Origin of the sequence: Pseudomonas libanensis, from assembly GCF_001439685.1 — a bacterium.
In the GTDB taxonomy this organism is placed as follows: Bacteria; Pseudomonadota; Gammaproteobacteria; order Pseudomonadales; family Pseudomonadaceae; genus Aquipseudomonas; species Aquipseudomonas libanensis.
The window spans coordinates 423211-447918 of sequence record NZ_JYLH01000002.1 but is presented as its reverse complement, the minus strand read 5'-3'; the positions used below and the strand labels follow the sequence as shown (position 1 = coordinate 447918).

Annotated in this window: 22 protein-coding genes; 17 read left to right on the top strand and 5 right to left on the bottom strand. The window is 61.3% G+C overall.

Going from position 1 to position 24708, the window contains the following annotated elements:
* The first annotated feature begins 1 nt into the window (after position 1).
* The 7 genes from TU73_RS04580 to TU73_RS04555 all read left to right on the top strand — a co-directional run bounded on the left by TU73_RS04580 (position 2) and on the right by TU73_RS04555 (position 6154).
* Positions 2 to 1030: a Gfo/Idh/MocA family protein gene (locus TU73_RS04580; RefSeq protein ID WP_057011184.1), complete on the top strand. Its 1029-nt coding sequence runs from the start codon at positions 2 to 4 to the stop codon at positions 1028 to 1030.
* A 128-nt stretch (positions 1031 to 1158) separates the two neighbouring features.
* Positions 1159 to 1335 carry a hypothetical protein gene (locus TU73_RS29105; protein WP_164484431.1) on the top strand — a complete coding sequence of 59 codons (177 nt, stop codon included), beginning with the start codon at positions 1159 to 1161 and terminating at the stop codon, positions 1333 to 1335.
* Positions 1336 to 1384: 49 nt separating this feature from the next.
* Positions 1385 to 2320: a sugar ABC transporter substrate-binding protein gene (locus TU73_RS04575; RefSeq protein WP_057011183.1), complete on the top strand. Its 936-nt coding sequence runs from the start codon at positions 1385 to 1387 to the stop codon at positions 2318 to 2320.
* A 65-nt stretch (positions 2321 to 2385) separates the two neighbouring features.
* Positions 2386 to 3939 carry a sugar ABC transporter ATP-binding protein gene (locus TU73_RS04570; RefSeq protein WP_057011182.1) on the top strand — a complete coding sequence of 518 codons (1554 nt, stop codon included), beginning with the start codon at positions 2386 to 2388 and terminating at the stop codon, positions 3937 to 3939.
* A gap of 26 nt (positions 3940 to 3965) precedes the next feature.
* Positions 3966 to 4988, top strand: coding sequence for an ABC transporter permease (locus TU73_RS04565; protein WP_057011181.1), 1023 nt, complete (start codon positions 3966 to 3968; stop codon positions 4986 to 4988).
* A 357-nt stretch (positions 4989 to 5345) separates the two neighbouring features.
* Positions 5346 to 5750 (top strand): TraR/DksA family transcriptional regulator, encoded by a 405-nt coding sequence (locus TU73_RS04560; RefSeq protein ID WP_003191666.1) that lies wholly within the window; start codon positions 5346 to 5348, stop codon positions 5748 to 5750.
* 200 nt (positions 5751 to 5950) lie between these two features.
* On the top strand, positions 5951 to 6154 hold the full coding sequence (locus TU73_RS04555) for a hypothetical protein (protein ID WP_057011180.1): 204 nt from the start codon (positions 5951 to 5953) through the stop codon (positions 6152 to 6154).
* 1 nt (position 6155) lies between these two features.
* On the opposite strand, the gene TU73_RS04550 is transcribed toward TU73_RS04555, so the two are convergent.
* The 3 genes from TU73_RS04550 to TU73_RS28025 form a co-directional block, all read right to left on the bottom strand.
* On the bottom strand, positions 6156 to 6398 hold the full coding sequence (locus tag TU73_RS04550) for a DUF2789 domain-containing protein (protein WP_057011179.1): 243 nt from the start codon (positions 6396 to 6398) through the stop codon (positions 6156 to 6158).
* A 69-nt stretch (positions 6399 to 6467) separates the two neighbouring features.
* Positions 6468 to 6698: a hypothetical protein gene (locus TU73_RS04545; protein WP_034120023.1), complete on the bottom strand. Its 231-nt coding sequence runs from the start codon at positions 6696 to 6698 to the stop codon at positions 6468 to 6470.
* A 110-nt stretch (positions 6699 to 6808) separates the two neighbouring features.
* Entirely contained in the window at positions 6809 to 7084 is a 276-nt protein-coding gene (locus tag TU73_RS28025; RefSeq protein ID WP_231984800.1) for a hypothetical protein, read from the bottom strand.
* A 389-nt stretch (positions 7085 to 7473) separates the two neighbouring features.
* On the opposite strand from TU73_RS28025, the gene TU73_RS04535 reads away from it, so the two are divergent.
* Together TU73_RS04535 and TU73_RS04530 are read left to right on the top strand one after the other, a co-directional pair.
* Entirely contained in the window at positions 7474 to 7923 is a 450-nt protein-coding gene (locus TU73_RS04535; RefSeq protein WP_043050583.1) for a hypothetical protein, read from the top strand.
* A 129-nt stretch (positions 7924 to 8052) separates the two neighbouring features.
* Entirely contained in the window at positions 8053 to 9060 is a 1008-nt protein-coding gene (locus TU73_RS04530) for an ABC transporter substrate-binding protein (RefSeq protein ID WP_057011177.1), read from the top strand.
* 726 nt (positions 9061 to 9786) lie between these two features.
* Here TU73_RS04530 and TU73_RS04525 read toward each other — a convergent pair.
* Together TU73_RS04525 and TU73_RS04520 are read right to left on the bottom strand one after the other, a co-directional pair.
* Complete coding sequence (locus tag TU73_RS04525; RefSeq protein ID WP_057011176.1) at positions 9787 to 11913, bottom strand: TonB-dependent receptor; 2127 nt, start codon at positions 11911 to 11913, stop codon at positions 9787 to 9789.
* 94 nt (positions 11914 to 12007) lie between these two features.
* Positions 12008 to 12397 carry a DUF2946 domain-containing protein gene (locus TU73_RS04520; protein WP_046072293.1) on the bottom strand — a complete coding sequence of 130 codons (390 nt, stop codon included), beginning with the start codon at positions 12395 to 12397 and terminating at the stop codon, positions 12008 to 12010.
* Positions 12398 to 12490: 93 nt separating this feature from the next.
* Between TU73_RS04520 and TU73_RS04515 the strand changes: the two genes are divergently transcribed.
* The 8 genes from TU73_RS04515 (at position 12491) to TU73_RS04480 (ending at position 24699) form a co-directional block, all read left to right on the top strand.
* Positions 12491 to 12928 carry a DUF3995 domain-containing protein gene (locus TU73_RS04515; protein WP_057011175.1) on the top strand — a complete coding sequence of 146 codons (438 nt, stop codon included), beginning with the start codon at positions 12491 to 12493 and terminating at the stop codon, positions 12926 to 12928.
* Positions 12929 to 13717: 789 nt separating this feature from the next.
* Positions 13718 to 14884, top strand: coding sequence for an efflux RND transporter periplasmic adaptor subunit (locus TU73_RS04510; protein WP_057011174.1), 1167 nt, complete (start codon positions 13718 to 13720; stop codon positions 14882 to 14884).
* Positions 14881 to 18057 carry an efflux RND transporter permease subunit gene (locus TU73_RS04505; protein ID WP_057011173.1) on the top strand — a complete coding sequence of 1059 codons (3177 nt, stop codon included), beginning with the start codon at positions 14881 to 14883 and terminating at the stop codon, positions 18055 to 18057. Before TU73_RS04510 ends, TU73_RS04505 begins: the two co-directional genes overlap by 4 nt.
* Positions 18054 to 19505 carry an efflux transporter outer membrane subunit gene (locus TU73_RS04500; protein WP_057011172.1) on the top strand — a complete coding sequence of 484 codons (1452 nt, stop codon included), beginning with the start codon at positions 18054 to 18056 and terminating at the stop codon, positions 19503 to 19505. Before TU73_RS04505 ends, TU73_RS04500 begins: the two co-directional genes overlap by 4 nt.
* Before the next feature lie 259 nt (positions 19506 to 19764).
* A complete protein-coding gene (locus TU73_RS04495) occupies positions 19765 to 20760 on the top strand; it encodes an HOASN domain-containing protein (RefSeq protein WP_057011171.1) in 996 nt (331 codons plus the stop codon).
* Positions 20761 to 20800: 40 nt separating this feature from the next.
* Positions 20801 to 21787, top strand: a complete 987-nt coding sequence (locus TU73_RS04490; protein WP_057011170.1) for an HOASN domain-containing protein — start codon at positions 20801 to 20803, stop codon at positions 21785 to 21787.
* Between the two features lie 30 nt (positions 21788 to 21817).
* Positions 21818 to 23251, top strand: coding sequence for an adenylosuccinate lyase (gene purB, locus TU73_RS04485; protein WP_057011169.1), 1434 nt, complete (start codon positions 21818 to 21820; stop codon positions 23249 to 23251).
* Entirely contained in the window at positions 23251 to 24699 is a 1449-nt protein-coding gene (locus TU73_RS04480; protein WP_057011168.1) for a class-II fumarase/aspartase family protein, read from the top strand. Before purB ends, TU73_RS04480 begins: the two co-directional genes overlap by 1 nt.
* Positions 24700 to 24708: the final 9 nt, after the last annotated feature.

Here is a 24708-nt window from a genome sequence, read left to right as displayed (position 1 = left end):
CATGCGAATCGGACTAGTGGGCTACGGCCACGGCGGGCGCTTTTTTCATGCGCCATTGATCGCCACCCTGCCTGGCGCCACCTTTGTCGGCGTGGTGACGCGTTCACCCGAACGTCGCCAGCAATTGAGTACTGATCTTCCAGGTGTCAAAGCCTTCGACTCCATCGGCCAGATCGTCGAGGCCGGCGTCGACGCCCTGGTCATCTCCACCACCCTCAAAGGCCGCCCTGCATTAGTACTGGAAGCCATCGAACACGGTGTAACGGTGGTCAGCGACAAACCCTTTGCCGCCAACGCCGAACAGGCCCAAGCCTTGATCACCGCCGCCGAGCGCCAGGGCTCGCTGCTCAGCGTCTACCAGAACCGGCGCTGGGACTCGGATTACCTGACCTTGCGCAAACTGATCGACGCCGGCGCCCTGGGCACCATCACCCGCTTCGAGTCCCGTGTGGAGCGCTACAGCCCAGAGGCTGTGGGCAATGCCAGCGGTGGCGGGTGGCTGCGCGACCTGGGCAGCCATCTGGTGGACCAGGCGTTGCAACTGTTCGGCCCGGTGGAGCGGGTGTTCGCCCAATTGCACTACACCCCTGAACATCCCAGCGTGGATCACGGTTTTTTTGTTTGCCTGACCCACGCCAACGGCGTGGTTTCACACCTGTGGGGCAACGCGTTGCAGAACAGCCAGGCGCCGCGATTTCGCGTAAGTGGCAGCTTGGGCTGCTACACCGTCGACGGGCTGGATGGCCAGGAAGAAGCGCTGCTGGCCGGCAAGTCGCCGAAAACCGAAGGTGAACACTGGGGCGCTGAGGAGCATCGACGCTGGGGCTGGTTCGAGCAAGGGCCGGAACGTGAGCGGGTGCCGTCGGAGAAGGGCTGCTGGACCCAGTTCTATCGCCAATTGCAAGCGGCCGTGCAGGGCCAGGGGCCACTGCCGGTAAGCGCCTATGATGCGCTGGAAACCACCCGTATATTGGACGCCGCGCGCCTGAGTGCCGAGCGCCAGCAGGTGGTTTCGACAAAAATAGAATAAAATTCTAAAACAGGTTGATATGGAAATTATTTTCCAATAAAGTCTTTTCCAGGTTGCATAAAGTCCGTCCCGCACACGTTTGGGGCGACTCAACAAAAACAAGATCAAAAACAACCAGGTACCGTCAGATGAAAATCTTCAACGCTGTACTGCGAGTTTTACGCCCCGCCCAAACGCCTCGCGGCCTGCCCCGCGCCCGGCCGTTCTACTTCTCCTTCCTCAATGTGCTGTGCGTCGAAAACCAGGGCGCGCTGCTCTGCTGCATTCCAGGCGCGCCGGTGGTGCGAGTGCCGGCCGAGGCCTGATCAACGCAACGTCCAAAAAAACCAACAAGAAAGTGGAGACAGACCGTTCATGAAGACCCCGATCCGTTTTACCGCGCTGGCCCTGTCCATGCTGCTGGCCAGTGGTATTGCCGGCGCCGCCGATCTCAAGGTGGGCGTCACGATGTCCGCGTTCGATGACACCTTCCTTACCTACCTGCGCGAAGACATGGACAAGCAAGCCAAGTCCTATCCCAAGGGCGATGGCGTGCAACTGCAGTTCGAAGATGCCCGCGCCGATGTGGTCAAGCAACTGAGCCAGGTCGAGAACTTCATCAGCCAGAAAGTCGACGCCATTATCGTCAACCCGGTCGATACCGCATCGACCAAGAACATTATCAGTGCCGCGACCAAGGCGGGCATTCCGCTGGTATTCGTCAACCGCCGGCCCGACCAGAAAGACCTGCCCAAGGACGTAGTGGCGGTGACCTCAGATGACGTCGAGGCCGGTCGCCTGCAAATGCAGTACATCGCTGAAAAGCTCGGTGGCAAGGGCAAGATCGTGATCCTGCTGGGCGACCTGGCGAACAACTCCACCACCAACCGCACCAAGGGCGTGAAGGAAGTACTCGCCAAGTACCCGGACATCAAGATCGAACAGGAACAGACCGGTATCTGGCTGCGGGACAAGGGCATGACCCTGGTCAACGATTGGCTGACCCAGGGCCGCGAGTTCAATGCGGTGCTGGCCAACAACGATGAGATGGCCATTGGTGCATCCATGGCGCTCAAATCGGCCGGCAAGGAAAAGGGCAGCGTGCTGATCGCGGGTGTCGACGGTACGCCGGACGGCTTGAATGCAATCACCAAGGGCGACATGGCCGCCTCCGCGTTCCAGGACGCCAAGGGCCAGGCGGTGGGTTCGGTGGAGGCGGCGCGCAAGATGGCCAGGAACGAGCCGGTCGAGCAGAACGTGATCATTCCGTTCCAGCTGATTACTCCGGACAACGTCGCCCAGTTCAAGTAGCCCTGACATCACAACAATGAACCGGCAGGGCGGTCGTGCCCGCCCTGCTGATGGAGTACCGTCTTATGCTCGCTCATGCCGCTGTCTCGCAGCCTCCCGGTATCCAGCCGTTGCCGCTGGACGAACCCTACCTGTTGGAAATCGTCAACATCAGCAAAGGCTTTCCGGGCGTCGTGGCCCTGGCCGACGTGCAACTGCGTGTACGTCCCGGCACGGTGCTGGCGCTGATGGGCGAGAACGGCGCGGGCAAGTCGACGCTGATGAAGATCATCGCCGGCATCTACCAGCCTGACGCCGGGGAAATCCGCCTGCGCGGCAAGCCCATCGTGTTTGACACACCGCTGGCGGCACAGAAAGCCGGAATCGCGATGATCCACCAGGAACTCAACCTGATGCCGCACATGAGCATCGCCGAGAACATCTGGATCGGCCGCGAGCAGCTCAACAGCCTGCACATGGTCAACCACCGCGAAATGCATCGCTGCACCGCCGAGTTGCTGGCGCGCCTGCGCATCAACCTTGATCCGGAAGAACAGGTCGGCAACCTGAGCATCGCCGAGCGGCAGATGGTCGAGATTGCCAAGGCGGTGTCCTATGATTCCGACATCCTGATCATGGATGAGCCCACCTCGGCGATCACCGACAAGGAGGTGGCCCACCTGTTTTCGATCATTGCCGACCTCAAGTCCCAGGGCAAAGGCATCGTCTACATCACGCACAAAATGAACGAAGTGTTCGCCATCGCCGATGAAGTGGCGGTGTTCCGCGACGGCCAGTACATCGGCCTGCAACGTGCCGACAGCATGAACAGCGACAGCCTGATCTCGATGATGGTAGGGCGTGAGCTGAGCCAGCTGTTCCCGGTACGCGAGACGCCCATTGGTGACCTGCTGCTGTCGGTGCGCGACCTGAGCCTGGACGGCGTGTTCAATGACGTATCGTTCGAGCTGCACGCCGGGGAAATCCTCGGCATCGCCGGGCTGATGGGCTCCGGACGCACCAATGTGGCAGAAACTATTTTTGGCATCACCCCAAGCACCAGTGGGCAAATCACCCTGGACGGCCAGACGGTGCGTATTACCGACCCGCATATGGCAATCGAGAAAGGCTTTGCGCTGTTGACCGAGGACCGCAAGCTCAGTGGCCTGTTCCCGTGCCTGTCGGTACTGGAAAACATGGAGATGGCAGTGTTGCCGCACTATTCGGGCAACGGCTTCATCCAGCAGAAAGCCCTGCGTGCGTTGTGCGAAGACATGTGCAAGAAGCTGCGGGTGAAAACCCCGTCCCTGGAACAATGCATCGACACCTTGTCCGGCGGCAACCAGCAAAAGGCCTTGCTGGCGCGCTGGCTGATGACCAACCCACGCCTGCTGATCCTCGACGAGCCGACTCGCGGCATCGACGTAGGCGCCAAGGCCGAGATCTATCGCTTGATCGCTTTCCTCGCCAGCGAAGGCATGGCGGTGATCATGATTTCCTCCGAACTGCCCGAAGTGCTCGGCATGAGCGACCGGGTAATGGTCATGCACGAAGGCGAACTGATGGGCACCCTGGATCGCGCTGAGGCCACCCAGGAAAAAGTCATGCAGTTGGCTTCCGGTATGACCGCGGTCCACTGATCTACAGAATAAGAAGGTGATGGGTTATGAACGCAATAACAGACAACAAGCCGGCGACGGCACCGATCAAGAACCGTCGACGCATGCCTACCGAGCTGAGCATCTTCCTGGTGCTGATCGGCATCGGCCTGGTGTTTGAACTGTTCGGCTGGATCGTGCGCGACCAGAGCTTCTTGATGAACTCCCAGCGCCTGGTGCTGATGATCCTGCAAGTATCGATCATCGGCCTGCTGGCCATCGGTGTGACCCAGGTGATCATCACCACGGGGATCGACCTGTCTTCCGGCTCGGTACTGGCCTTGTCAGCAATGATCGCCGCGAGCCTGGCGCAGACCTCCGATTTTTCCCGGGCGGTGTTTCCGTCCCTGACCGATCTGCCGGTGTGGATCCCGGTGGCAATGGGCTTGGGTGTAGGGCTGCTGGCCGGGGCAATCAACGGCAGCATTATTGCGGTGACCGGTATCCCGCCGTTTATCGCGACCCTGGGCATGATGGTCTCGGCCCGTGGCCTGGCGCGTTATTACACCGAAGGCCAGCCGGTGAGCATGCTCTCGGATTCCTACACGGCTATCGGCCATGGCGCGATGCCGGTGATTATCTTCCTGGTGGTGGCGGTGATCTTCCATATCGCCCTGCGCTACACCAAGTACGGCAAATACACCTACGCCATCGGCGGCAATATGCAGGCGGCACGTACCTCGGGGATCAACGTCAAGCGCCACTTGATCATCGTCTACAGCATCGCCGGCCTGCTGGCGGGCCTGGCCGGCGTGGTGGCTTCGGCACGTGCGGCTACCGGCCAGGCGGGCATGGGCATGTCCTATGAGCTGGATGCGATCGCCGCAGCGGTGATCGGCGGCACCAGCCTGGCGGGCGGGGTAGGGCGCATCACCGGCACCGTGATCGGCGCGCTGATCCTCGGCGTGATGGCCAGTGGGTTTACCTTCGTCGGCGTGGATGCGTATATCCAGGACATTATCAAGGGCCTGATCATCGTGGTAGCGGTGGTGATCGACCAATACCGCAACAAGCGCAAGCTCAAGCGCTGAGTCAATCCAAGGGCCGAATCAGATCAAATGTGGGAGCAAGCCCCCTCCCACATTTAGTCCGGGATCAGCCACTTTCAACCGTTTGTCTTCTATATAGCTCCACAAACTTGAATTTCTTGCTATAAACGCACTCCGATGACCGTTCGCCAAGCCCGTCCTGGTGCCTTTGGGGGTTAATTGGGAAAAAATGCCTGTCTTTTCAGTTGCTGCGCCCTCAAGTCGGCCTTAGACTGCCGCCCCTCGTAAATTGAGTGCCGGGTGGCGCTTGAAATGGACGGCGCCCTTCCGAGACCTGCAGAGGCCTGCCGGAACGCTCCCTTATTCGCCTTAATGCACGTATTTTTTATAGAGAAATCAATGACAAAGGAAAAGTTGCTGGCCATGCCGGCGGATGACTACATGAATGCCGAACAGCACGCTTTTTTCGAGAAGTTGCTGCAAGACATGAAAGTGGAACACCACGAGCGCATTGAACAGAACCGCATCGCCATTGAAAGCCTGGACACCCCGGCCGACCCGGCTGACGCCGCTTCCGTCGAAGAAGAGCGCACCTGGCTGGTAAATGCCATCGATCGCGACCAGCGCATGCTGCCGCAGCTTGAGCGGGCCTTGGAGCGTATCAAGGAAGACTCCTTTGGCTGGTGCGATGACAGCGGCGAGCCTATCGGCCTCAAGCGTCTGCTGATCAGCCCTACCACCAAGTACTGCATCGAAGCGCAAGAGCGCCACGAACAGATCGACAAGCATCAGCGTCAAGCCTGACACAGGTGAGGGGGGCGCCTGCCAGTGAGCCGGCCGCCCCGCCTGCAACAGCATCGCGACAGCATCCGGGCGCGTCCGACGCGGTGGATTGTTGCTGTTAATGCAATGAAGCTATTCCGAAGATAGCTTTTTCCAACTGGAATAAAACCGTAGCATGGCCAACATTGTTAGCAAGCTAACTAATGCTGCGGAGAAGCTCCATGCAAAACAAAGTCGATGTGGCCGTAATGATCGGCAGTGGCGTACCTGAGACCCTGCGTGCCCTGGGCCAGAAAGCTTGCTGGGTGGTATTGCTCAATGGTGAGCAGCGCGGTACCGCCTTCGCCAGCCGCGATGAGGCCGAGGAGTGCAGGACTGCCTGGCAAGCGCTGTTGCGCATGGAACAGTCAGACAGCCTGCATTGAATTATTCCTTGGGCGATTCGTGCAACAGTGCGTTGAGGTCATCCACCGCAGGCGCCCATTCGGCATCTACATGCAATTGTTCCCTGAGGAAACTCGCCTGTTGTTCGCTCCAGAACGGTGCGTCGATGAGTTTGACATCATCCGGCAGGCGATGCTCGGCGGTAAAGCGCTCGATGGCTTCCTGGCTCGAGTCCAGGCCCAGTTGATCGAACAAGGTTTCGAGCGTGGGGGGGGTGGTGTCCATGTCGTACTCCATGCAGTTCAGGTGTGTATGCATGGGAGGCTTGGGGCGCGGCAGAGTTCTATCAGATTGTCAGGAGGTGAGCGCCCCTGAATCCACGGCTGCCTTGAGCGCCTTGGCAGCGTCCTTCGCGGCACTGGCAGCGGCGTCCACGGTTTTGAACCAGCGGTCCTTTTCTACCTGATGCGTAGTGACGGTGGTCAAGGGTGGTTTGGCACGCATTACGATAACTGCTTGAAACTCTCCGTCTACTTCCCTGGCATCGCCGTGGATAAAAAATTCGCCAATATCAAATTCCGTCACGTATAGCCTTCCCTTCAAGGTAACTGCACTGATGAAACCTGACCCGCAGGGGGCAAACTTCAATGGACGGGCCAGTATGGCAGTTGTTGAAGGGCGACGGCGCGGTAAAGTCATCCAGGTGACGAAACGAGTGTGTTACACAGGGCTTGCAACTTGGCTTCCAGGGTTTTGGCCAGTTCGCAGGCCTTGTTATGATCGCTGCGAAACCCCTTGATCCGGCCACTAGGCACTTCAAGGATGTGGAAAAAATTCTTCCCAGCCGGTACAACTTGATAAATGACCGAGTTCGAGTACCCATCAGCGTTATGCAGGCAGTAGTATTGGCGTTCCTCTGACCATGATGAACGCTTGTGGAAAGACGCAGCGTCGTGTGGACGTCGTTGCATGCTCAGCTCCTGTCGATCTCGTTGGCCTTTCAGTGGCGTTTCGGGTGGTTTAACCCGGGTTGCTGTTTTAGTATTGTCGTCGGCAGTTCGCGACTGGTTCCATGCCTTGGTTTTTTTTTGTTTCGGGCGTCGGAAAACTGCATTTTCGGTTGGGTTATTCTCCGAAGTTGCTCGACTTGTATTCTCGGGTCGCTAAACCTGTGATTTGCTGTGCTACCGGATGACCTTGATTGAGGTCCACCGCGGCTGTATGTACCAGCCTTGTAGGTTATCTTCAGTTTTTAACGAATGGGTGATCGTGCCGTAACGGCCGTTTTTTGTGTTGCCCGCTTCAGCGGCCAGCGCTTTTTTGATGTGGGGACGTTTCCTTGGCAGTCAGTAATCTGGATATGCACGCGTTATTCGTGCTGGGTGATTTGCGCGCAAAGTTGGTCAAGCAGTTTCAATCGCGGTTTGTCTACGTCACCGAACAAACGCCAGAAGGTATCTATATCGCCGAGATCGATACCGAAACGGCGCTGGTCGTGGATGACAAACCACGCCTGGAGCTCAAGGTGGGCGACCATTTCCGTGCGGCGGTGCTACCCAGCCGCGAAGGTGGCAAGTTCGAACTCAAGTTTCGCGATATCAAGTTGACCGTGTATGGGTTGGGCGATTACGCCTTTGTTTCGTCGGCCGAGGGCCAGGGCATTGTGTTCAAGGAAGGCCACAGCGTGATGCTGGTATTTGCCGCCCATGAACAATTGCAGGAAGGCCTGACCAAGACCCTCAAAGCCGTGACCGGCAAGGCCGCCAAATGGCGCAAGGGCGAACTGGTTACCTTCAAGGCCAGCGAATAACCGATAAATACTTCGTGTACCGATCTGTTCCGGAACCTCTACTACAGTTGCGTTGACTTAACTATTCAGAGGCTTCGCGCATTGGCGGCAAGCCGTTCGCCATGACTGTGAAGACGCGAGGTGCAACGCATGAAGGGATTGAAATCACTGTTGGCAGCGTCCTTGACGGCCTTGAGCCTGTCATTGCCGGTCTCGGCTGCCCAGGCACCGGTGCATTTTGCCGACCTGAACTGGGAAAGCGGCAGCCTGATCACTGAAATACTGCGCTTTATCGTCGAGAAGGGTTATGACCTGCCTACCGACACTTTGCCCGGTACCACCATCACCCTGGAAACCGCCCTGGCCAAGAACGATATTCAGGTGATTGGGGAAGAATGGGCTGGTCGCAGTCCGGTGTGGGTCAAGGCCGAAGCCGAAGGCAAAGTGGTAGGCCTTGGAGATACAGTCAAAGGCGCCACCGAAGGCTGGTGGGTGCCGGAGTACGTGGTCAAGGGTGACCCGTCGAAAAACCTCAAGCCGCTGGCTCCGGACCTGAAAAGCGTCAAGGACCTGGCGCGCTACAAGGATGTGTTCAAGGACCCGGAATCACCAGGCAAAGGTCGCTTTCTTAACAGCCCCATCGGCTGGACCTCCGAAGTGGTCAACAAGCAGAAGCTCAAGGCGTATGGCCTCGACGATAGCTACGTGAACTTCCGCAGCGGTTCGGGCGCGGCGTTGGATGCGGAGATTGCGTCTTCGATCCGCCGGGGCAAGCCAGTGCTGTTCTACTATTGGTCGCCGACCCCGTTGATGGGGCGCTATAAATTGATCCAGTTGGAAGAACCACCGTTTGATGCCGATGCGTGGAAGACCCTGACCGATGCGAACAACCCTGACCCCAAGCCCACGCGCTCGTTGGCATCCAAATTGAGCATTGGCGTATCGACGCCGTTCCAGCAGGAACATCCGCAGATTGCCCAGTTCTTCGAGAAGGTCGAGTTTCCCATCGAGCCGCTTAACAAAGCGCTGGCGAAGATGAGCGAGAACCACACGGCACCGCGGGACGTGGCCCAGGTGTTCCTCAAGGAGCATCCTGAGGTGTGGAAGGCGTGGTTGACCGATGATGTTGCACAAAAAGTTGAGTCGGCCCTCAAGTAATAGACAGTGTCTCTACTTGATGGAGATCAACATGTGGGAGGGGGCTTGCTCCCGATAGCGGAGGGTCAGTCACAGATGAATTGACTGACACTCCCTCATCGGGGCATAGGTATCTACACAACTTCGGCACGAGGCTAAATCTGTGGCGAGGGAGCTTGCTCCCGTGACGGCCTGACAGCCGACGCTGATCTAGCTGACGCACCGCGATCCAAATGTGGGAGCTGGCTTGCCTGCGATGACGGCCTGCCAGCCGATGCCAATCTACCTGACACCCCGCAATCAAACTGTGGGAGCGGGCTTGCTCGCGAAGGCGGCCTGACAGGCGACACAGCTATACCGGGTACATATCCATTCCTGCGGTAACGGCCACTTAGGGTTCCGCTCTGACAGCGGGTCACTTTGGAAAAGAGCCCCAAAGTAACCAAAGGGCTCTTGCCCCACCACTCGGCACCTCGCCTAGGCTCGGTGTGCCCGTAATCCGCCAGTGATTTGGGGGGCCGCCGCCACGCGCCATCCATGGCGCGGGGCGGCTAAACCGGCATCCCTGCCGGTTTACCCCCCAAATCCCTGTCGAATTCCGGCCAGCGTGGTTTAACGGGGCGCCTGAGATCAAGATCAAGAGCGGCTCGCTTCGCATCGTGGTTACCGTTGAGCGCTACAGAGTTGTGTAGATACCTATGCTCATCGGGGGCAAGCCCCCTCCCACAATTTTTTTGCATTCCAGATTTAGAAGCGGGTTTGTATTGCGACCTCAAACGTTCTCGGCGAACCCAGGTAATACGCCGGCGACACATGGGCAAACTCGGCATACACCTCATTGGTCAAGTTGCGCACGCGTCCGGTCACCGAGGTGTGGGCGTCCAGCCGGTAGCGCAGGAAGGTGCCAAACAGCGTGTAGGCCGGCACCGTCTGGGTATTGGCATTATCCGCATACACCTGGGCGACATACCGCGCATCCACACCCCCTTGCCAATCCTCGGAGAAATCATAGGTCAGCCACAGGTTGCCCACGCGCCTGGGCACGTTGGTCGGCGTATTGCCCTTGCGTGACACCACGGCGCCACTGGCCATTTTCTCATTGAACTCATCGTACTCGGCGTCTACCCAGGCGAAGTTGCCTTCAGCCAGCAACCTTGGCGTGATACGCAGTGAGCTGGCCAATTCGATGCCCTTGGACGACTGCGCGCCCACCGGGATGCTGTTGGTTGGATCCAGCGGATCAGTGACGGCAAAGTCCTTGCGTTCGATCTTGTAGGCCGCAACCGTTGCCGAACCGCGACCGTTCAGGTAATCAAACTTGCTGCCGATCTCCCATTGCTTGCCGGTGGACACGTCGAACACCTGGGTGGTGGTATTGGGCTGTTCCACGGCGGTGCTGTATTGCACGTAGACATTGGCCGACGGGATGAACTGATAAGTCAGGCCCACACGCCCCGTCAGCGGTTCCCAGTTGCGCTTGAAGTGCCGTGGGTTAGTGGCGGTGACCGTGCGGTGGTTGGTCACGTCCATGTCGATGGCGTCATATCGCAGGCCGGTCAGCAGCGAGAGCTTATCCGTCAGCCCCAGGCGGTTTTCCACGAACAATGCCTTGGTGGTCACCTGGTTGGTCTTGTCCTTGACGAAACCCGGGCGGGTGCCGGGGATGGCATAGAAGTGTCCCGGGTCATAGTTGTTCGGGTCCACGGTACTTTTTCCCGGCACGTTCAAGGGGCTGTTGGTGGTGCTGTTGACCTTGTACTCAAAACCGCCGGACCAGGTGGTGGAGAGGCCGAAAATCCTGTTGTCATGGCGCAGTTCGAACTGGTTGCCGTTCTGTTGGCCCTGATGCCGTACCTGATAGGCGGTCGAGCGGTTCACCGCGCTGTTATCGGCGTTGTACTGGTAGGTCTCCAGGTTGCGGTAGTCGCGCTGGCTGTCGAGGTGATAAAGGGTGTTTTTCAGTGTGGTGCTGTCGTTTATCCGGTAGTCGATGATCGACCGTGCCCAGATCGTGCGCTGTTCGTAACGACCGTCGGCGACGTTGTAGTTGTTGAAGCGGTTGTGCTTGTCGATCTTAAGTTCGCCGGCCTTGGGGTTGAGCACCGGTGTGCCCCAATAGGGGCTGTCTTCCTGCTCGTCCTGATATTCCAGGGCCAGGGTGTGGGACAGGTCGGGGGTCAAGTCGCTGAGCAGCGAAAACGCTACGCTCCAGGCATCTCGTTGATCGCGGTCGATATAACTGTGGTTGGTGTTGCGGCTCACGTCCAGGCGTGCGTAGTGCTGCACCTCGGCGCCAGGCTCGGTCAGCGCATGATTGAGGCCGAACGCCATGCCCATGGTGTCGTAGCTGCCATAGGTCAACTGGCCTTCGACAGCTTGTTCCTCACGACTCGCCAGCTTGGTCACGTAGTTCAGCGAGCCGCCCACGGAGCCTGCGCCGTTGATCAAGGAGGAAGGACCGCCCACCAGCTCGACGCGGTCATAGATCCACGCATCCACTGGCCGCGCCAGGCCCGTGGCAACATTGATACCGTTGAACATCTGGGTAATCTGGCTGCTGGTAAACCCTCGGTACGATACAAACCCACCGAACCCGGGCGGCGCGCTGGCATTGACGCCGGGCAGGGTATTGGCCGCATCGCGGAAGGTCTTGGCGCCATGGCGCTCGATATCGTTGCGGTTGGCGATGGCGACCGAGGCCGGGGTTTCCCGTACGCTCAGTCCCAGCCGCGAGGCCATACCGCTGGGTTGGTCCAGGGCCAGCCCGGGCTCAACGCTTTGCTCGCCTTCAATGGTGGTCGGTGCCAGCTCAAGGGCAGGGGCGCAGACAGGCAGGCAGCCGAACAGGCCTGCCAGCAGGGGTAGATGTTTCATGGTTGAATCCTGAAAACTTGGCTTGAAAACAAACGCACGGCCGCCCGTCTTCCTCACGGAAACGGTCGGCAATGCAGATCAGAAAGCGCAGGGATCAGGCGAGGGCAGGTGGCGCGCGCGGGTTAGCCGTGGGCCAGGTGAAGCGGGCAGGAATGTCAGCGGCGAGCACGACCGCCGCAGGCGGCGCGTGGGGTTGTGGCAAAACCGCCACGTTCAGGTGGCTGTTGAGCGCGGGGCCCATGCCGCCGGTCGAACACAACGGGCAACCGAACGCCTTCGACAGCGTTGGCAGGTTCTCATCCGTAGAGTTGTTTTGCAGGGGCGCCTGGGTACGCGGGTCCACGGTGCAGAACTGGCCGCTGATGCCGTTGAGCTGCATGCCCACCATTTGCCCGTGGCCAATGCTGCAGGCGAACACATTGAACAGGACGCAGCAGTAAAGCATCCAGGCAATGAGCGAGCGGTCGGCACGGGCGAGTTTCATGGGGCGGCACTTTACCATCAGCCGCCGACGAAATGCCTGCAAAAAATCTCAGGGCGACTATCCTGATTCCCACATTTTTCGGGAGCGTGCGCCATGAGTTTTGTCATTGCGCGATGGATTGTCGGGGTTTTTACCTTTATCAGCATGGTGCATCTTTACTGGGCCGCTGGCGGCAAATTCGGTAGCCTGGCGGCGATTCCGCAACTGCCCGGCGAATTTGCCAGTGGGCCGCGACCGGCGTTCAAGCCCTCGTCGCTGGGCACCTTTCTGGTCGCTATGGGGTTGGTGGCAATTGCCTTGCTCGTTTGCCTGCGCGCCGGGTTGTATTTCACGCCGGTGTCCCATGGGGCGTTGCAGTGGGGCATCAGTGCGATTGCGGTGCTGATGTTTGCCAGGGCGATTGGCGATTCGGAGCTGGTGGGGTTTTTCAAGAAAGTCGGCGGCTCCCGGTTTGCGCGCCTGGATACCTACGTCTACTCGCCGCTGTGCCTGGTGTTGGGCGCCGGGCTGTTGGTGGTGGCCTGGACCTGATCGTCTCAGCTCCAATGTGGGTGGTGCGACGATTCGACTTGCCCCCGATGAGCATGGGTATCTAGACGACTTCTGGTCCGCCGCCGGCCCCTGTGGGAGGGGGCTTGCCCCCGATGGCGGCCTCACAGCCGACCAGTATCTAACTGACGGTCTCGGTCCAAATGTGGGAGGGGGCTTGCTCCCGATATAGGCCTCACAGCCGACCAGGATGTTCGGTTGGATCGAGTACATATCCATTGTTTAGGTGACGGCCGCTATTGGTTCCGCCCTTACGGCGGGTCACTTTGAAAAGCGCAAAGTAACCAAACGCTCTTGCCCCACCACTCGGCACCTCGCCTAGGCTCGGTGTGCCCGTAATCCGACAGGGATTTGGGGGGCCGCCGCCACGCGCCATCCATGGCGCGGGGCGGCTAAACCGGCATCCCTGCCGGTTTACCCCCCAAATCCCTGTCGAATTCCGGCCAGCGTGGTTTGACGGGGCGCCTGAGATCAAAAGCAGAGCAAGATCAAGAGCGGCTCGCTTCGCATCGTGGTTACTGACGGTCGCACGTCAGAGTTGTGTAGATACCCATGCTCATCGAGGGCAAGTCGAATCGTCGCACCGCCCCCTTCCACAACAAAGCGCCTAAAGGCCGAGATCTCCCAAACTGCACACCCAGCCCTCGCTCCAAACACCCTCCAGACAAAAACACACCTCCCGGTTTTATAGCGCTTGACCTTCCCAATGTGGCAAGCCCGATAAAAACCTCCAGTGTCGATTTGTCTTGAAAATTCCAAGGAGGGTGAACGATGTACGCCAAACCAATAAGCCTGATCACCGGGGCAATGGCCGTGGTGTTGACGCTGGGCGGATGCACAGATAACGCGCCGCCGGCTGCGGCCGCCAAGCCGCCCGGTGTGCCGGTGGCCGAGGTGGTTGCGCGGGCGGTGACGCCGTTTGTCGAGTACACCGGTTCGTTGACCGCCATCGATCAGGTGGAACTGCGCCCGCGTGTCAGCGGCTATCTGCAAAATGTCAGCGTGCCCGAGGGCCAGTTCGTGGCCAAGGGCAGCCCGTTGTTTGTGATTGACCCGCGGGTGTTCCAGGCGGCGCTGAATGCGGCCAAGGCACGTCTGCGCGAGGCCGAGGCCAATGCGGTGCTGGCCCAGGCCGAGCACGGGCGAGCCGAGCAACTGTTCGCCAAGAAGGTGGTGGCGCGTGATCGTCTCGACACCGCCATTGCTTCGTTGAATGCCGGCAGGGCCCAGGTCGAGGCGGCGAGGGCGGCACTGGATGCGGCACAACTGGACCTGGGCTATACCCGTGTCACCGCGCCCATCAGCGGCCGCATCGACCGCGCCCTCGTTACCGAAGGCAACTACGTGACGCAAGGGGTGACGGCGTTGACGACTATCGTCTCCATCGATCCGTTGCATGTGTATTTCGATGTCGACGAGCGCACGTACCTGCACTCGCTTGCCGCGACGCGGGAACATGCCGGGTCCAAGGGCGAAAAAGCCGCCAAGGTCATGGTGGCCATGCTCAACGATACGACCTATGCACGGGCCGGGCGGGTGGACTTCCTGGCCAATGCGGCCGACCGCAAGACCGGCACCGTGCGCGTGCGGGCGGTGGTCGACAACCCGGATGGGCGCCTGACCCCCGGGCTGTTCGCCAAGGTCAAGCTGGACACCGGCGCGGCGCAACCGCGGGTGTTGATCGCCGACCAATCCATCGGCACCGACCAGGGCCGCCGCTATGTGCTGGTGGTCGGTGAGGGCGACAAGACCGAATACCGCCCGGTGGAATTGGGTCCGGTGGTCGACGGCCTGCGAGTCATCGAACAGGGCCTGCAACCGGGCGAACGCATTGTCGTCAAGGGCCTGGTGCGCCCCGGTATGCAGGTGACGCCACTGGCCGCCAGCATCGAGGGCAAGCCGCTTGAGGCGCCACTGACCGTGGGGGGCGTGCAATGAGCTTCCCACGCTTTTTCATTGATCGGCCGATTTTCGCCATTGTCCTGTCGGTGTTGATGATGATCGGCGGCATCGTGGCCTTCTTTCATCTGCCGTTGAGCGAATACCCCGCGGTCACGCCGCCCACGGTGCAGGTCACCGCGTCCTATCCCGGGGCCAACCCGCAGGTGATCGCCGAGACGGTGGCGGCGCCATTGGAGCAGGTGATCACCGGGGTCGAGGGCATGCTGTACATGACCTCGCAGTCGGCCACCGATGGCCGCATGATCCTGACCGCGACCTTCGCCCAAGGCACCAACGCCGACATGGCGCAGATCCAGGTGCAGAACCGTGTGTCGCGGGCCTTGCCGCGCTTGCCCGAGGAGGTGCAGCGCCTGGGCGTGGTCACGCAAAAGACCTCGCCGGACATCCTCATGGTGGTCCACCTGCTGTCCCCCGACAAACGTTATGACCCGCTGTACATCTCCAACTATGCCTATCTCCAGGTGCGTGATGAGCTGTCGCGCCTGCCGGGGATCAACGACGTGCTGGTATGGGGCGCGGGCGAATACAGCATGCGCTTGTGGCTCGACCCGGACCTGATCGCCGCCCGTGGCTTGACCGCCGGCGATGTGATTGCCGCGGTGCGCGAGCAGAACGTGCAAGTGGCGGCCGGCTCGGTCGGCCAGGCACCGGATTCCAGCGCGGCCTTCCAAGTCACGGTCAATACCCTTGGGCGCCTGACGGACGAAGAGCAATTTGGCGATATCATCATCCGCACCGGCGATAACGGCCAGGTCACGCGCCTGCGTGATGTGGCCCGTATCGAAATGGGCGCCGATGCCTACGCGCTGCGCAGCCTGTTGGACGGCGAGCCGGCGGTGGCCTTGCAGATCATCCAGAGCCCGGGGGCCAACGCCCTCGATGTGGCGCAGGCAGTGCGCGATACCATGCAGCGCCTGCAGGCCAACTTCCCTGAAGGGCTGGTGTCGCGGATTGCCTATGACCCGACGGTGTTTGTGCGCGCTTCGCTGGAGTCAGTCGCCATCACCCTGATGGAAGCGATCCTGCTGGTGGTCATCGTGGTGGTGGTGTTCCTGCGCAACTGGCGCGCGTCGCTGATCCCGTTGATGGCCGTGCCGGTATCGATCATCGGCACCTTCGCGGTCATGCACCTGATGGGCTTTTCCCTGAATACCTTATCGTTGTTCGGCCTGGTGCTGTCGATCGGCATTGTGGTCGACGATGCCATCGTGGTGGTCGAGAACGTCGAGCGGCATATCGAGAACGGCGAGGAGCCCACGCAAGCTGCGCGGCGTGCGATGGGCGAGGTCACCGGCCCCATCATTGCGATTACCTCGGTGCTGGCTGCAGTGTTCATCCCCACGGCGTTCCTCAGTGGATTGCAAGGTGAGTTCTACCGGCAGTTTGCGCTGACCATCGCGATTTCGACGATCCTCTCGGCGGTCAACTCGTTGACCCTCAGCCCGGCGTTGGCCGGCCTGTTGCTGCGCCCACGAGGTGCCGCCGTGGTGCATGACCCGCGCAGCCTGCGCGGTCGCGCGGTGCGCCTGCTGGAGGTGCTGGGCCGGCCGTTCCAGCGTGCGCCACAGGCGTATGGCAGCACGGTGCGCAAGGTTGTCGGCCGTCGCGGCGTGGCGCTGGTGGCCTATTGCGGATTACTCGCGCTGACCTGGTTCGGCTTCAACGCTGTGCCGGCGGGTTTTGTGCCGATGCAAGACAAATACTACCTGGTCGGCATTGCCCAATTGCCCAACTCGGCCTCGCTGGATCGTACCGATGCGGTGGTGCGGCAAATGTCGAAAATCGCCTTGGACGAACCGGGAGTGGAAAGCGTGGTGGCGTTCCCGGGACTGTCGGTCAACGGCTTCGTCAACGTACCCAATGCGGCGGTGATGTTCGTGATGCTCGATCCGTTCAAGGAGCGAACCTCGCCGGACATGGCCGCGGTCGCCATCGCCGGGCGCCTGCAAGCCAAGTTCGCGAGCATTCCCGACGGTTTCCTCGGCGTGTTCCCGCCGCCACCGGTGCCTGGCCTTGGCGTCACCGGTGGTTTCAAGCTGCAGGTCGAGGACCGTGGCGGAGTAGGGCTTGAGGCGTTGGTGCAGCAAACCCAGGTGCTGATGACCAAAGCCACCGAGTCGGGTCAGGTCGCCGGCTTGATGACCAGCCTGGACGTCAACGCGCCGCAGCTGAATGTCGATATCGACCGCACCCAGGTCAAGAGCCAGGGTGTGCGCCTGGCGGATGTGTTCGAGTCACTGCAGGTCTACCTCGGTTCGCTGTATGTCAACGACTTCAATCGTTTCGGCCGCACCTACAAGGTCACCGCCCAGGCCGATGCGGACCACCGCATGCAGGCCGAGGCCATTGGCCGCCTGCAAGTGCGCAATGCGGCCGGGGACATGCTGCCGTTGTCGGCGTTTGTCACCGTCACCCCGGGTTCGGGCCCTGACCGTGTGATTCACTACAACGGCTACCCCTCGGCGGATATCTCCGGTGGGGCGATGCCGGGCGTCAGCTCAGGCCAGGCCGTCGCACTGATGGAACGCCTGGCGCAGGAGGCTCTGCCCGAAGGCGTGACCTATGAATGGACGGACTTGACCTACCAGCAAAAGCTCGCCGGGTCGTCGGCGCTGTTCATTTTCCCGCTGTGTGTGTTGCTCGCTTATCTGATCCTCGCGGCGCAGTACAACAGCTGGCTGCTGCCGCTGGCGGTCTTGCTGATCGTGCCCATGTGCCTGCTCAGCGCGATCATCGGCGTGTGGCTGGTGGAGGGTGACAACAATGTGTTCGTGCAGATCGGGCTGGTGGTGCTGGTCGGGCTGGCGGCGAAGAACGCCATTCTGATTGTCGAGTTTGCCCGCAGTCTCGAAGCCGAGGGCGCCAGCCCGTTGGAGGCGGTTATCCACGCCTGCCAACTGCGCTTGCGGCCGATCCTGATGACGTCGCTTGCGTTCATCGCCGGTGTGGTGCCGCTGGTATTTGCCAGCGGCGCCGGGGCCGAGATGCGCCATGCCATGGGCGTCGCGGTGTTTGCCGGCATGCTCGGGGTGACGCTGTTCGGCCTGTTCCTCACGCCGGTGTTCTACGTGGCGATGCGCAACCTGGCGCTGCGCGTGGAGCGTCAGGGTTCGAGTTCGAAGTTGCAGTTGGAGGAGGGTGCATCATGAGACTGTCTTATCCGGCGTTGCTATTGCCGTTGCTGCTGATAGCCGGCTGCGCCTCGGTGGGGCCTGATTATTCCGCCCCTGTGTTGCCTGCCGCGCAGCGCCCGGCGAGCTTCGATGCGCCCGTCGCCGGTCTCGGTACCGGCGAGGTCGAGGCACAGTGGTGGCAGGTGTTCGACGAGCCGGCACTCAGCCAGTTGATCCAGCAGGCGTTGGCGGCCAACCACGATATTGGCATCGCCGCCACGCGCCTGGACGAAGCCAAGGCGATGCTGCGCGAAAGCCGCCAAGGGTTCTTGCCCAGCGGCGGTGCCGCCCTCGGTTATGAGCATCGACGGCGCAGTGAAGTCGAGACTCCCTCCGGCGAGCAGCGCTCCATTGAAACCACCCGTGCGGCCCTGGATGCGGCCTGGGAAATCGACCTGTTTGGCCGCGTGCGACGTTCGGTTGAGGTGGCGCAGGCCCAGGCCGGGTCACGCCAGGCGCTGCTGCGCAGTGTGCAGGCGAGCGTCGCGGCCACCGTTGCCGCCACCTGGTTCGAACTGCAAGGAATCGAAGCCGAACAAGCGGTGGTCGCTGACATCAGCCAGAGCCAGCGCGACAGCCTGGGCCTGGTGGAGCATCTGGTCAGTGTCGGCGCTGCCACCGAGTTCGACCGGCTGCGTGCCGAGGCTTTGCTGCGCAATGTCGAAGCCGTGGCGCCCGACCTTGAGCGGCGTCGCGCAACCTCCACCAACGCGTTGGCGGTGCTGCTGGGGCAGGCGCCGCAGGGGTTCAAGCCGCAGCTGGCAAGGCCCGGTCGTGAGACTTTGAGCCTGCGCACCCTGCAAGTGGGCGACCCGGCCGGCTTGTTGGCCCGGCGCGCCGATATTGCCGCGGCCGAACGCACCCTGGCGGCTGAGACTGCACAAATAGGTGTAGAAACCGCTGGTTTGTATCCGGATATCCAGGTGCAGGGCTCCATCGGGCTACTGGCCGGAAGCCTCGGCTCCCTGGGCGATGCAGGCATGCAGTCGAACTTTATCGCCCCGGTGATTCGCTGGTCGCTGCTGGACACCGGGCGCGTGCGCGCACGGATCGCCGCCAGCGAAGCGCGTACCCAGGCGGCGTTGATCGCCTACGACCAGACCGTATTGCGTGCCCTGCAGGAAACCGACGATGCCTTCCAGGCCAACAGTGCCGCAGGCAGCACCTTGGGCCTGCGGCTGCTGGAGGCCGCGGCCAACCGCGAGGCGGCCAGGTTTGCGCGCACGCGATTTGCCGAAGGCGAGGGCATGTATCTGGATGTGCTTGAGGCCGAACGTGCCGACTTCACCAGCCGCCGTGCGTTAACGGCGGCGCGCACCCAGCAGCGCTTGGCGGTGGTGGGGATCTACAAGGCGCTGGGCGGTGGCTGGCAGGTTTGTGAACAGGCGGGGCAGGCTTGCAGTGGGGCTGCGGCGCTGCGTTAGCCACAGCCGAGCAAAAACACAGCACGGCAGTGCAAATGTGGGAGGGGGCTTGCTCCCGATATAGGCGGGTCAGTCAGCACATCTGACACTGACCCACTGCAATCGGGGGCAAGCCCCCTCCCACATTTTGATCTCCACACATAAAGAAAATGACCATCAAAAAGAAATTTCCTACAGGTATTGACCTTGCCACTAGGGGAACCTTTAGGCTTTTTTCCGAGTACGCCAAATCACAAAAACAAGAATCAAGGGGTTATCAATGGATACTGCTGCCCTGCAACAACGCTCGGATTCCGATCGGTTCACCACGGCCTCGACGCTGATGGTCAATGCCCTGGAACCCGGCGCCCACTACGCCCAGGTCACCCGCGCGCTGGAAGCCCTGCTCGCGCTGACCCGGCAAGGCTTGTCGGGGGATGCCGATGCCTACGCCCACTACCAGGCAGCCCTGCTGCAACTGCACATTCCGGGCGATCCACGCACTGAGCCGACCCGCCGTTGGATGGCCAGTGAGGTCTACCGCGTCGAAGATGAGTTCGCCGCCGACCTGCCGGGCTTCACCGCGTTGCCGGTGGATGAGTTCCGCCAGTTGGTCGACGCTGAAATCGCCGCTCGCAGCCGGGTCAACCACCCCATGTCGGTGCACCTGTTCCAAGGTACGCCGCCTGTGCAAGACGTGCGTTTCTTCCTGGAACACCACTGGACCCGCTCCTACAACTTCTACAGCCTGCTGGCCGAGCTGGCCTTTCGCTTCGAGGCCATCGAGGATGCCTCGGTGTTCTACCGCAACCTTTACGGTGAAGCGGGGGCCGAGACTCCGCAGCGTTCGCACCCGGCGATGCTGGCCCATCTGATGGAGTATTTCGATATTCCGCTGGCCATCGACTTTCCCGCGTTGCATCCCCTGGAAAAAGCCTACCTGAATAATCGCATTCGCTGCGTGCGCCACACCGATGTCGCCTGGGGCCTTGCGCTGCTCTATGCGGTGGAGTCTGTCAGTTGCGTCAACCATCGGCGCATCTACGAGCTGTTGCAGCGCCTCGACGTACCAGAGCAGCCCAGCGAATTCCACCGCCTGCACGGCACCCAGGATGAGATCGACACCGAGGAAATGTGGGCGCTGATTGCCAAGTTCGCCAGCGACGAGGGCTTTCAGCGTACGTTCATGCGCGCGCTCAAGCGTCACTTCGAAATCAACAAGGCCTATTTCGACAGCTTGTGGCAGCAGATGCAGGCGCAGCGCCTGCCTGCCTGAACCGCCCGGCGATCCTAAAACAACAATAATGGAGCACATGATGAGCCCACGTAATTTCTCGCAGCCGCAATTGCAGAATATCCACACCGCCGAAGCCCGTCTGTTGGCCGAAGCGCTGAAGCCGGATGCGACGTTCAATCGCATCGAAATTGCCGCCAATATGCTGCGTGCCCTGTGTGAGTCGGGCCAGCGCGGCGATGCCGCGAACGCGGCGCAGTGCCAGCAATTGCTGTACATCCTGTCGCTGAGCGATGACGTCGCCACCGCCTCGACCCGACGCTGGCTGGCCAATGCCATCTATAGCGTGCAAGAGCGTTTCATGCCGTCTGCGGACCTGGCCTCGCCGTTGTCCGAGGCCGCGTTCCAGCAACGCCTGGAAGAGCAGATTGCCGCGCAGTCACGGGAAAACCACCCGATGTCGCAGTATGTGTTCGAGGGCAAGGCGTCCCGCGAGCAACTGCAGGTGTTCCTGCGCCACCAATGGTTCCGCACCTATCGCCTGTACCGGGATGCCGCCGACCTGTTGGTCAACCTGACCGATGTTGACGAGGCGGCCGCCCTTGGTCGTTATCTCTACGGTGAGCTTGGCGAAGAGGACGAACAGCGCTCCCATCCGCGGCTGTTGGCCAAGCTCCTGGCCGCCATAGGCCTGGCTGCGGATTTCGAAGCCATCTCGACGATGCCCGAGGAAATCGCCTACCTGAACAACCGTGCCCGCTGTTTCCGCAACCCCGATGTCGGCTGGGGCTTGGCGGTGTTCTACATCACCGAGCTGGTGGTGCCCGGCAACCACGGCAAGTTGTACAACGCCTTGCGCAATGCAGGCTTGAGCCAGGACGACGCGGAGTACTACGAAGTGCATATCAGCCTGGTGCCGCCACGGGCCAAGCGTGAATGGGCACTGATTGCACGGCGTATCCCGGACCTGGGCTTCCAGAATGCATTCCTCACGTCCCTGGCCGAGCACTTCCGGCTGGAGCGGGCCTATTACGACGCGGTCTGGGAAGCAATGCAGCGCGTGAAGTAGCCCACCTTAGGACAACGCGAGTAACCCGACATGCCGAGTCATATCACTGAATCCCGTATCCACGGGGGCGCTTACTCGTCCCCGGAATTTGCCGCAATCTTCTCTGATGCCAGTCAGGTGCAGAAGTGGCTCGATGTAGAAACAGCGCTGGCGGCCACCCAGGCGCAGATGGGCATCATCCCTCACGAAGCTGCGCGGGAAATCGCCCGGGTGGCCAGTGTGGAACTGCTGGACCTCGACGCCCTGGGGCGCCAGAGCATGGAGACCGGGCATATCCTGGTGCCGACCCTTCGCGCCCTCGAGGCCTTGTGCGCCGATGGCTGGGGTGAGTACGTGCATTACGGTGTGACCACCCAGGACATTCTCGACACCGGGCTGATCCTGCAGGTCCGCGAAGCCTGGGGCCTGGTGTTGCAGCGCTTGCGCGCAATCCGTGGGCATTTGCTCACACTCGCCCTGCGGCACAAGCACACGCCGATGGTCGCCCGCACCCATGGGCAACAAGCATTGCCCACCACGTTTGGCTACAAGGTCGCGGTGTGGGTCGATGAGATCGATCGCCACCTCGAGCGCTTTGACGAGGCGTATGCCCGGGTAATGGTGGGCAACCTGACCGGTGCCGTGGGCACCCTGGCGGCGCTTGGCCCGCAGGGCCTGGAAGTGCAACGCCAGACCCTGGAACGCCTCGGCCTGGCGGCACCGTTGAGCAGTTGGCACAGCGCCCGCGACCGTATCCTGGAGGCGGCGTGGCTGCTGGTTCAGGCGTCGGGGACCCTGGGCCGCGTCGCCAATGAGATCTACCACCTGCAACGCACCGAAATCGATGAAGTGCGTGAAGGCCGCCGGGCAGGGCAGGTGGGGAGCAGCACCATGCCCCACAAGCAGAACCCGTCGACGGTGGACCTGATCAGTGCGCTGTCGCGGCTGGTGCGCGCGCAGATGCTTGCGCTGACTGATGCGGCGTTCCAGTTGCATGAGCGCGACGGCACCGCGTGGCGCATTGAATGGGCGGCCTTGCCGGAGCTGTTTATCTACGCCGGTGCCTTGCTCGCCCGTATGGAGGGTGTGCTGCTGGCCGGGCTGGACGTGCGCGAAACGCGCATGCGCAGCAACCTCGACATGCTCGGCGGGCTGATCCTGTCGGAGCGCATCATGCTCGCGCTGGCGCCACGGTTCGGCAAGCAGACGGCTCATCAGATGGTCCACGAAATAGCCCAGCAGGCCCAGGCCGAGGATCGTCCTTTTCGCGAAGCCCTGCTCAGCGACTCGCGCCTGCACGGCTGTTTCAGTCGCCAAGTGCTGGACGACCTGCTTGACCCGGCGGCCTACACCGGGCTGGCAGCCGAGATGGTCGAGCTGGTGGCGAATAAAGCAATGCCCCGGTCTTCAAACGATGGTCTTGAACTGCAGCTATCAACCCAAGGCAATCCCAGTCGGTCTCAGCACGTGATGGAGGGTATGTGATGGATTCGCAAACGTTGGAAATGGCAGCCCGTGCGTCTTGCACCGCACGTTCGGAACACCCGGGCCTGGGTCATGACGGCGAACAATGCCGGCATGAACACAGCCACATCCTCGACTCGAAAACCCACGGTTCAGGCTATGCCGGCCCGCAGAGCCGCAAGATCTTCTGCAGCCATTGCCGCCTGCAACGCTGGCTGGATGTTGAAGCCGCACTGGCCATGGCCCAGGCCGATGTCAATATCATTCCGCGTGAGGCGGCCCTGGACATCGAAAAAGCCGCGTTGCTGTCGGGCATCAATGTGCGCCAGTTGGCCGAGGGCGTGGCGGCCACCGGGCATTCGCTGATGCCATTGCTCAGCGCCCTGCAAAAGAACTGCAGCCCGAGTGCCCGCGAATACGTGCACTACGGCGCCACCACCCAGGACATCCAGGACACCGCCCAGTCCCTGGAAATGCGCGACGTCCTCGACGCCATGGACCAGGCCCTGGAAACCTTGCTGGGCAAATTGTCGACGCTGGCCGATGCGCACCGTGATTCGCTGATGGTCGCCAGGACCCACTCGATCCCGGCGTTGCCGACCACTTTCGGACTCAAGGTCGCCGGCTGGATTGACGAGCTGCTGCGCCATCGCCAGCGCCTGGCCGAGGCACGCCAGCGCGTGCTGGTGGTGCAACTGTTCGGCGGGGTCGGCACCATGGCGGCGTTCGGACCGGAGGCGATACCGATGCTGGAGCGTTTTGCCGAGCGCTTGTCCTTGCAAGTGCCCCTGACCGGCTGGCACGTGTCCCGTGACCGTGTCGCGGAGTTCGTCAGCACCCTGGCCATGGTCACGGCCTCGTTGGCTCGGGTGGCCGATGAGATCCGTACGCTCAATCGTTGGGAAATCGCTGAAGTGGAAGTGGGCTGGAGCGACCAGCAGATCGGCAGCAGCACCATGCCGCACAAGCGTAACCCGGAAGGCTGCGAGCAGGTGGTGGTGCTGGCGCGCTTGGCCAAGGCCCAGGTCATGCTCGCGCTGGACGCGATGATCCTCGAACACGAGCGCGATTACCGCGGCACCCGCCTGGAGTGGTGTGCGGTCGCGGACGTTTCCCACTATGCGCTGATGGCGCTGTCGATCCTCACCGACACCATCGACGGGCTCACCGTGAACGTGCAGAAGATGGAATGCACCGCCCACGCCTACGGCGATGCCATTTGCACCGAAGCGGTGGTGTTCGAAATGGCGCGCAAGCTGGGCAAGAGCAGTGCCTACGAAATCATCTTTGAAGTGTCCCAGGCGAGCCAGCGCAATCACGTGTCGATCCGCACTGCGATCGAGGCCGATGCGCGGGTGGTTGCCGCCATGGACACCGGCGCACTGGCTCGGCTGTTCGAGCCCAGGACCCACCTGGGGATGTCCGACCGTATCGTCGACAACGTGCTGTCCAAACTGACGGCCCGCTAAGCAGTGATC

Bases quoted from the DNA above. Each gene is read 5' to 3' on its own strand.
- TU73_RS04495 (WP_057011171.1), top strand. From the start codon at position 19,765: ATGGATACTGCTGCCCTGCAACAACGCTCGGATTCCGATCGGTTCACC.
- TU73_RS04555 (WP_057011180.1), top strand. From the start codon at position 5,951: ATGCAAAACAAAGTCGATGTGGCCGTAATGATCGGCAGTGGCGTACCT.
- TU73_RS04580 (WP_057011184.1), top strand. From the start codon at position 2: ATGCGAATCGGACTAGTGGGCTACGGCCACGGCGGGCGCTTTTTTCAT.
- TU73_RS28025 (WP_231984800.1), bottom strand. From the start codon at position 7,084: ATGCAACGACGTCCACACGACGCTGCGTCTTTCCACAAGCGTTCATCA.
- TU73_RS04525 (WP_057011176.1), bottom strand. From the start codon at position 11,913: ATGAAACATCTACCCCTGCTGGCAGGCCTGTTCGGCTGCCTGCCTGTC.
- TU73_RS04520 (WP_046072293.1), bottom strand. From the start codon at position 12,397: ATGAAACTCGCCCGTGCCGACCGCTCGCTCATTGCCTGGATGCTTTAC.
- TU73_RS04490 (WP_057011170.1), top strand. From the start codon at position 20,801: ATGAGCCCACGTAATTTCTCGCAGCCGCAATTGCAGAATATCCACACC.
- purB (WP_057011169.1), top strand. From the start codon at position 21,818: ATGCCGAGTCATATCACTGAATCCCGTATCCACGGGGGCGCTTACTCG.
- TU73_RS04560 (WP_003191666.1), top strand. From the start codon at position 5,346: ATGACAAAGGAAAAGTTGCTGGCCATGCCGGCGGATGACTACATGAAT.
- TU73_RS29105 (WP_164484431.1), top strand. From the start codon at position 1,159: ATGAAAATCTTCAACGCTGTACTGCGAGTTTTACGCCCCGCCCAAACG.
- TU73_RS04550 (WP_057011179.1), bottom strand. From the start codon at position 6,398: ATGGACACCACCCCCCCCACGCTCGAAACCTTGTTCGATCAACTGGGC.
- TU73_RS04515 (WP_057011175.1), top strand. From the start codon at position 12,491: ATGAGTTTTGTCATTGCGCGATGGATTGTCGGGGTTTTTACCTTTATC.
- TU73_RS04510 (WP_057011174.1), top strand. From the start codon at position 13,718: ATGTACGCCAAACCAATAAGCCTGATCACCGGGGCAATGGCCGTGGTG.
- TU73_RS04505 (WP_057011173.1), top strand. From the start codon at position 14,881: ATGAGCTTCCCACGCTTTTTCATTGATCGGCCGATTTTCGCCATTGTC.
- TU73_RS04500 (WP_057011172.1), top strand. From the start codon at position 18,054: ATGAGACTGTCTTATCCGGCGTTGCTATTGCCGTTGCTGCTGATAGCC.
- TU73_RS04565 (WP_057011181.1), top strand. From the start codon at position 3,966: ATGAACGCAATAACAGACAACAAGCCGGCGACGGCACCGATCAAGAAC.
- TU73_RS04530 (WP_057011177.1), top strand. From the start codon at position 8,053: ATGAAGGGATTGAAATCACTGTTGGCAGCGTCCTTGACGGCCTTGAGC.
- TU73_RS04570 (WP_057011182.1), top strand. From the start codon at position 2,386: ATGCTCGCTCATGCCGCTGTCTCGCAGCCTCCCGGTATCCAGCCGTTG.
- TU73_RS04535 (WP_043050583.1), top strand. From the start codon at position 7,474: ATGCACGCGTTATTCGTGCTGGGTGATTTGCGCGCAAAGTTGGTCAAG.
- TU73_RS04575 (WP_057011183.1), top strand. From the start codon at position 1,385: ATGAAGACCCCGATCCGTTTTACCGCGCTGGCCCTGTCCATGCTGCTG.
- TU73_RS04480 (WP_057011168.1), top strand. From the start codon at position 23,251: ATGGATTCGCAAACGTTGGAAATGGCAGCCCGTGCGTCTTGCACCGCA.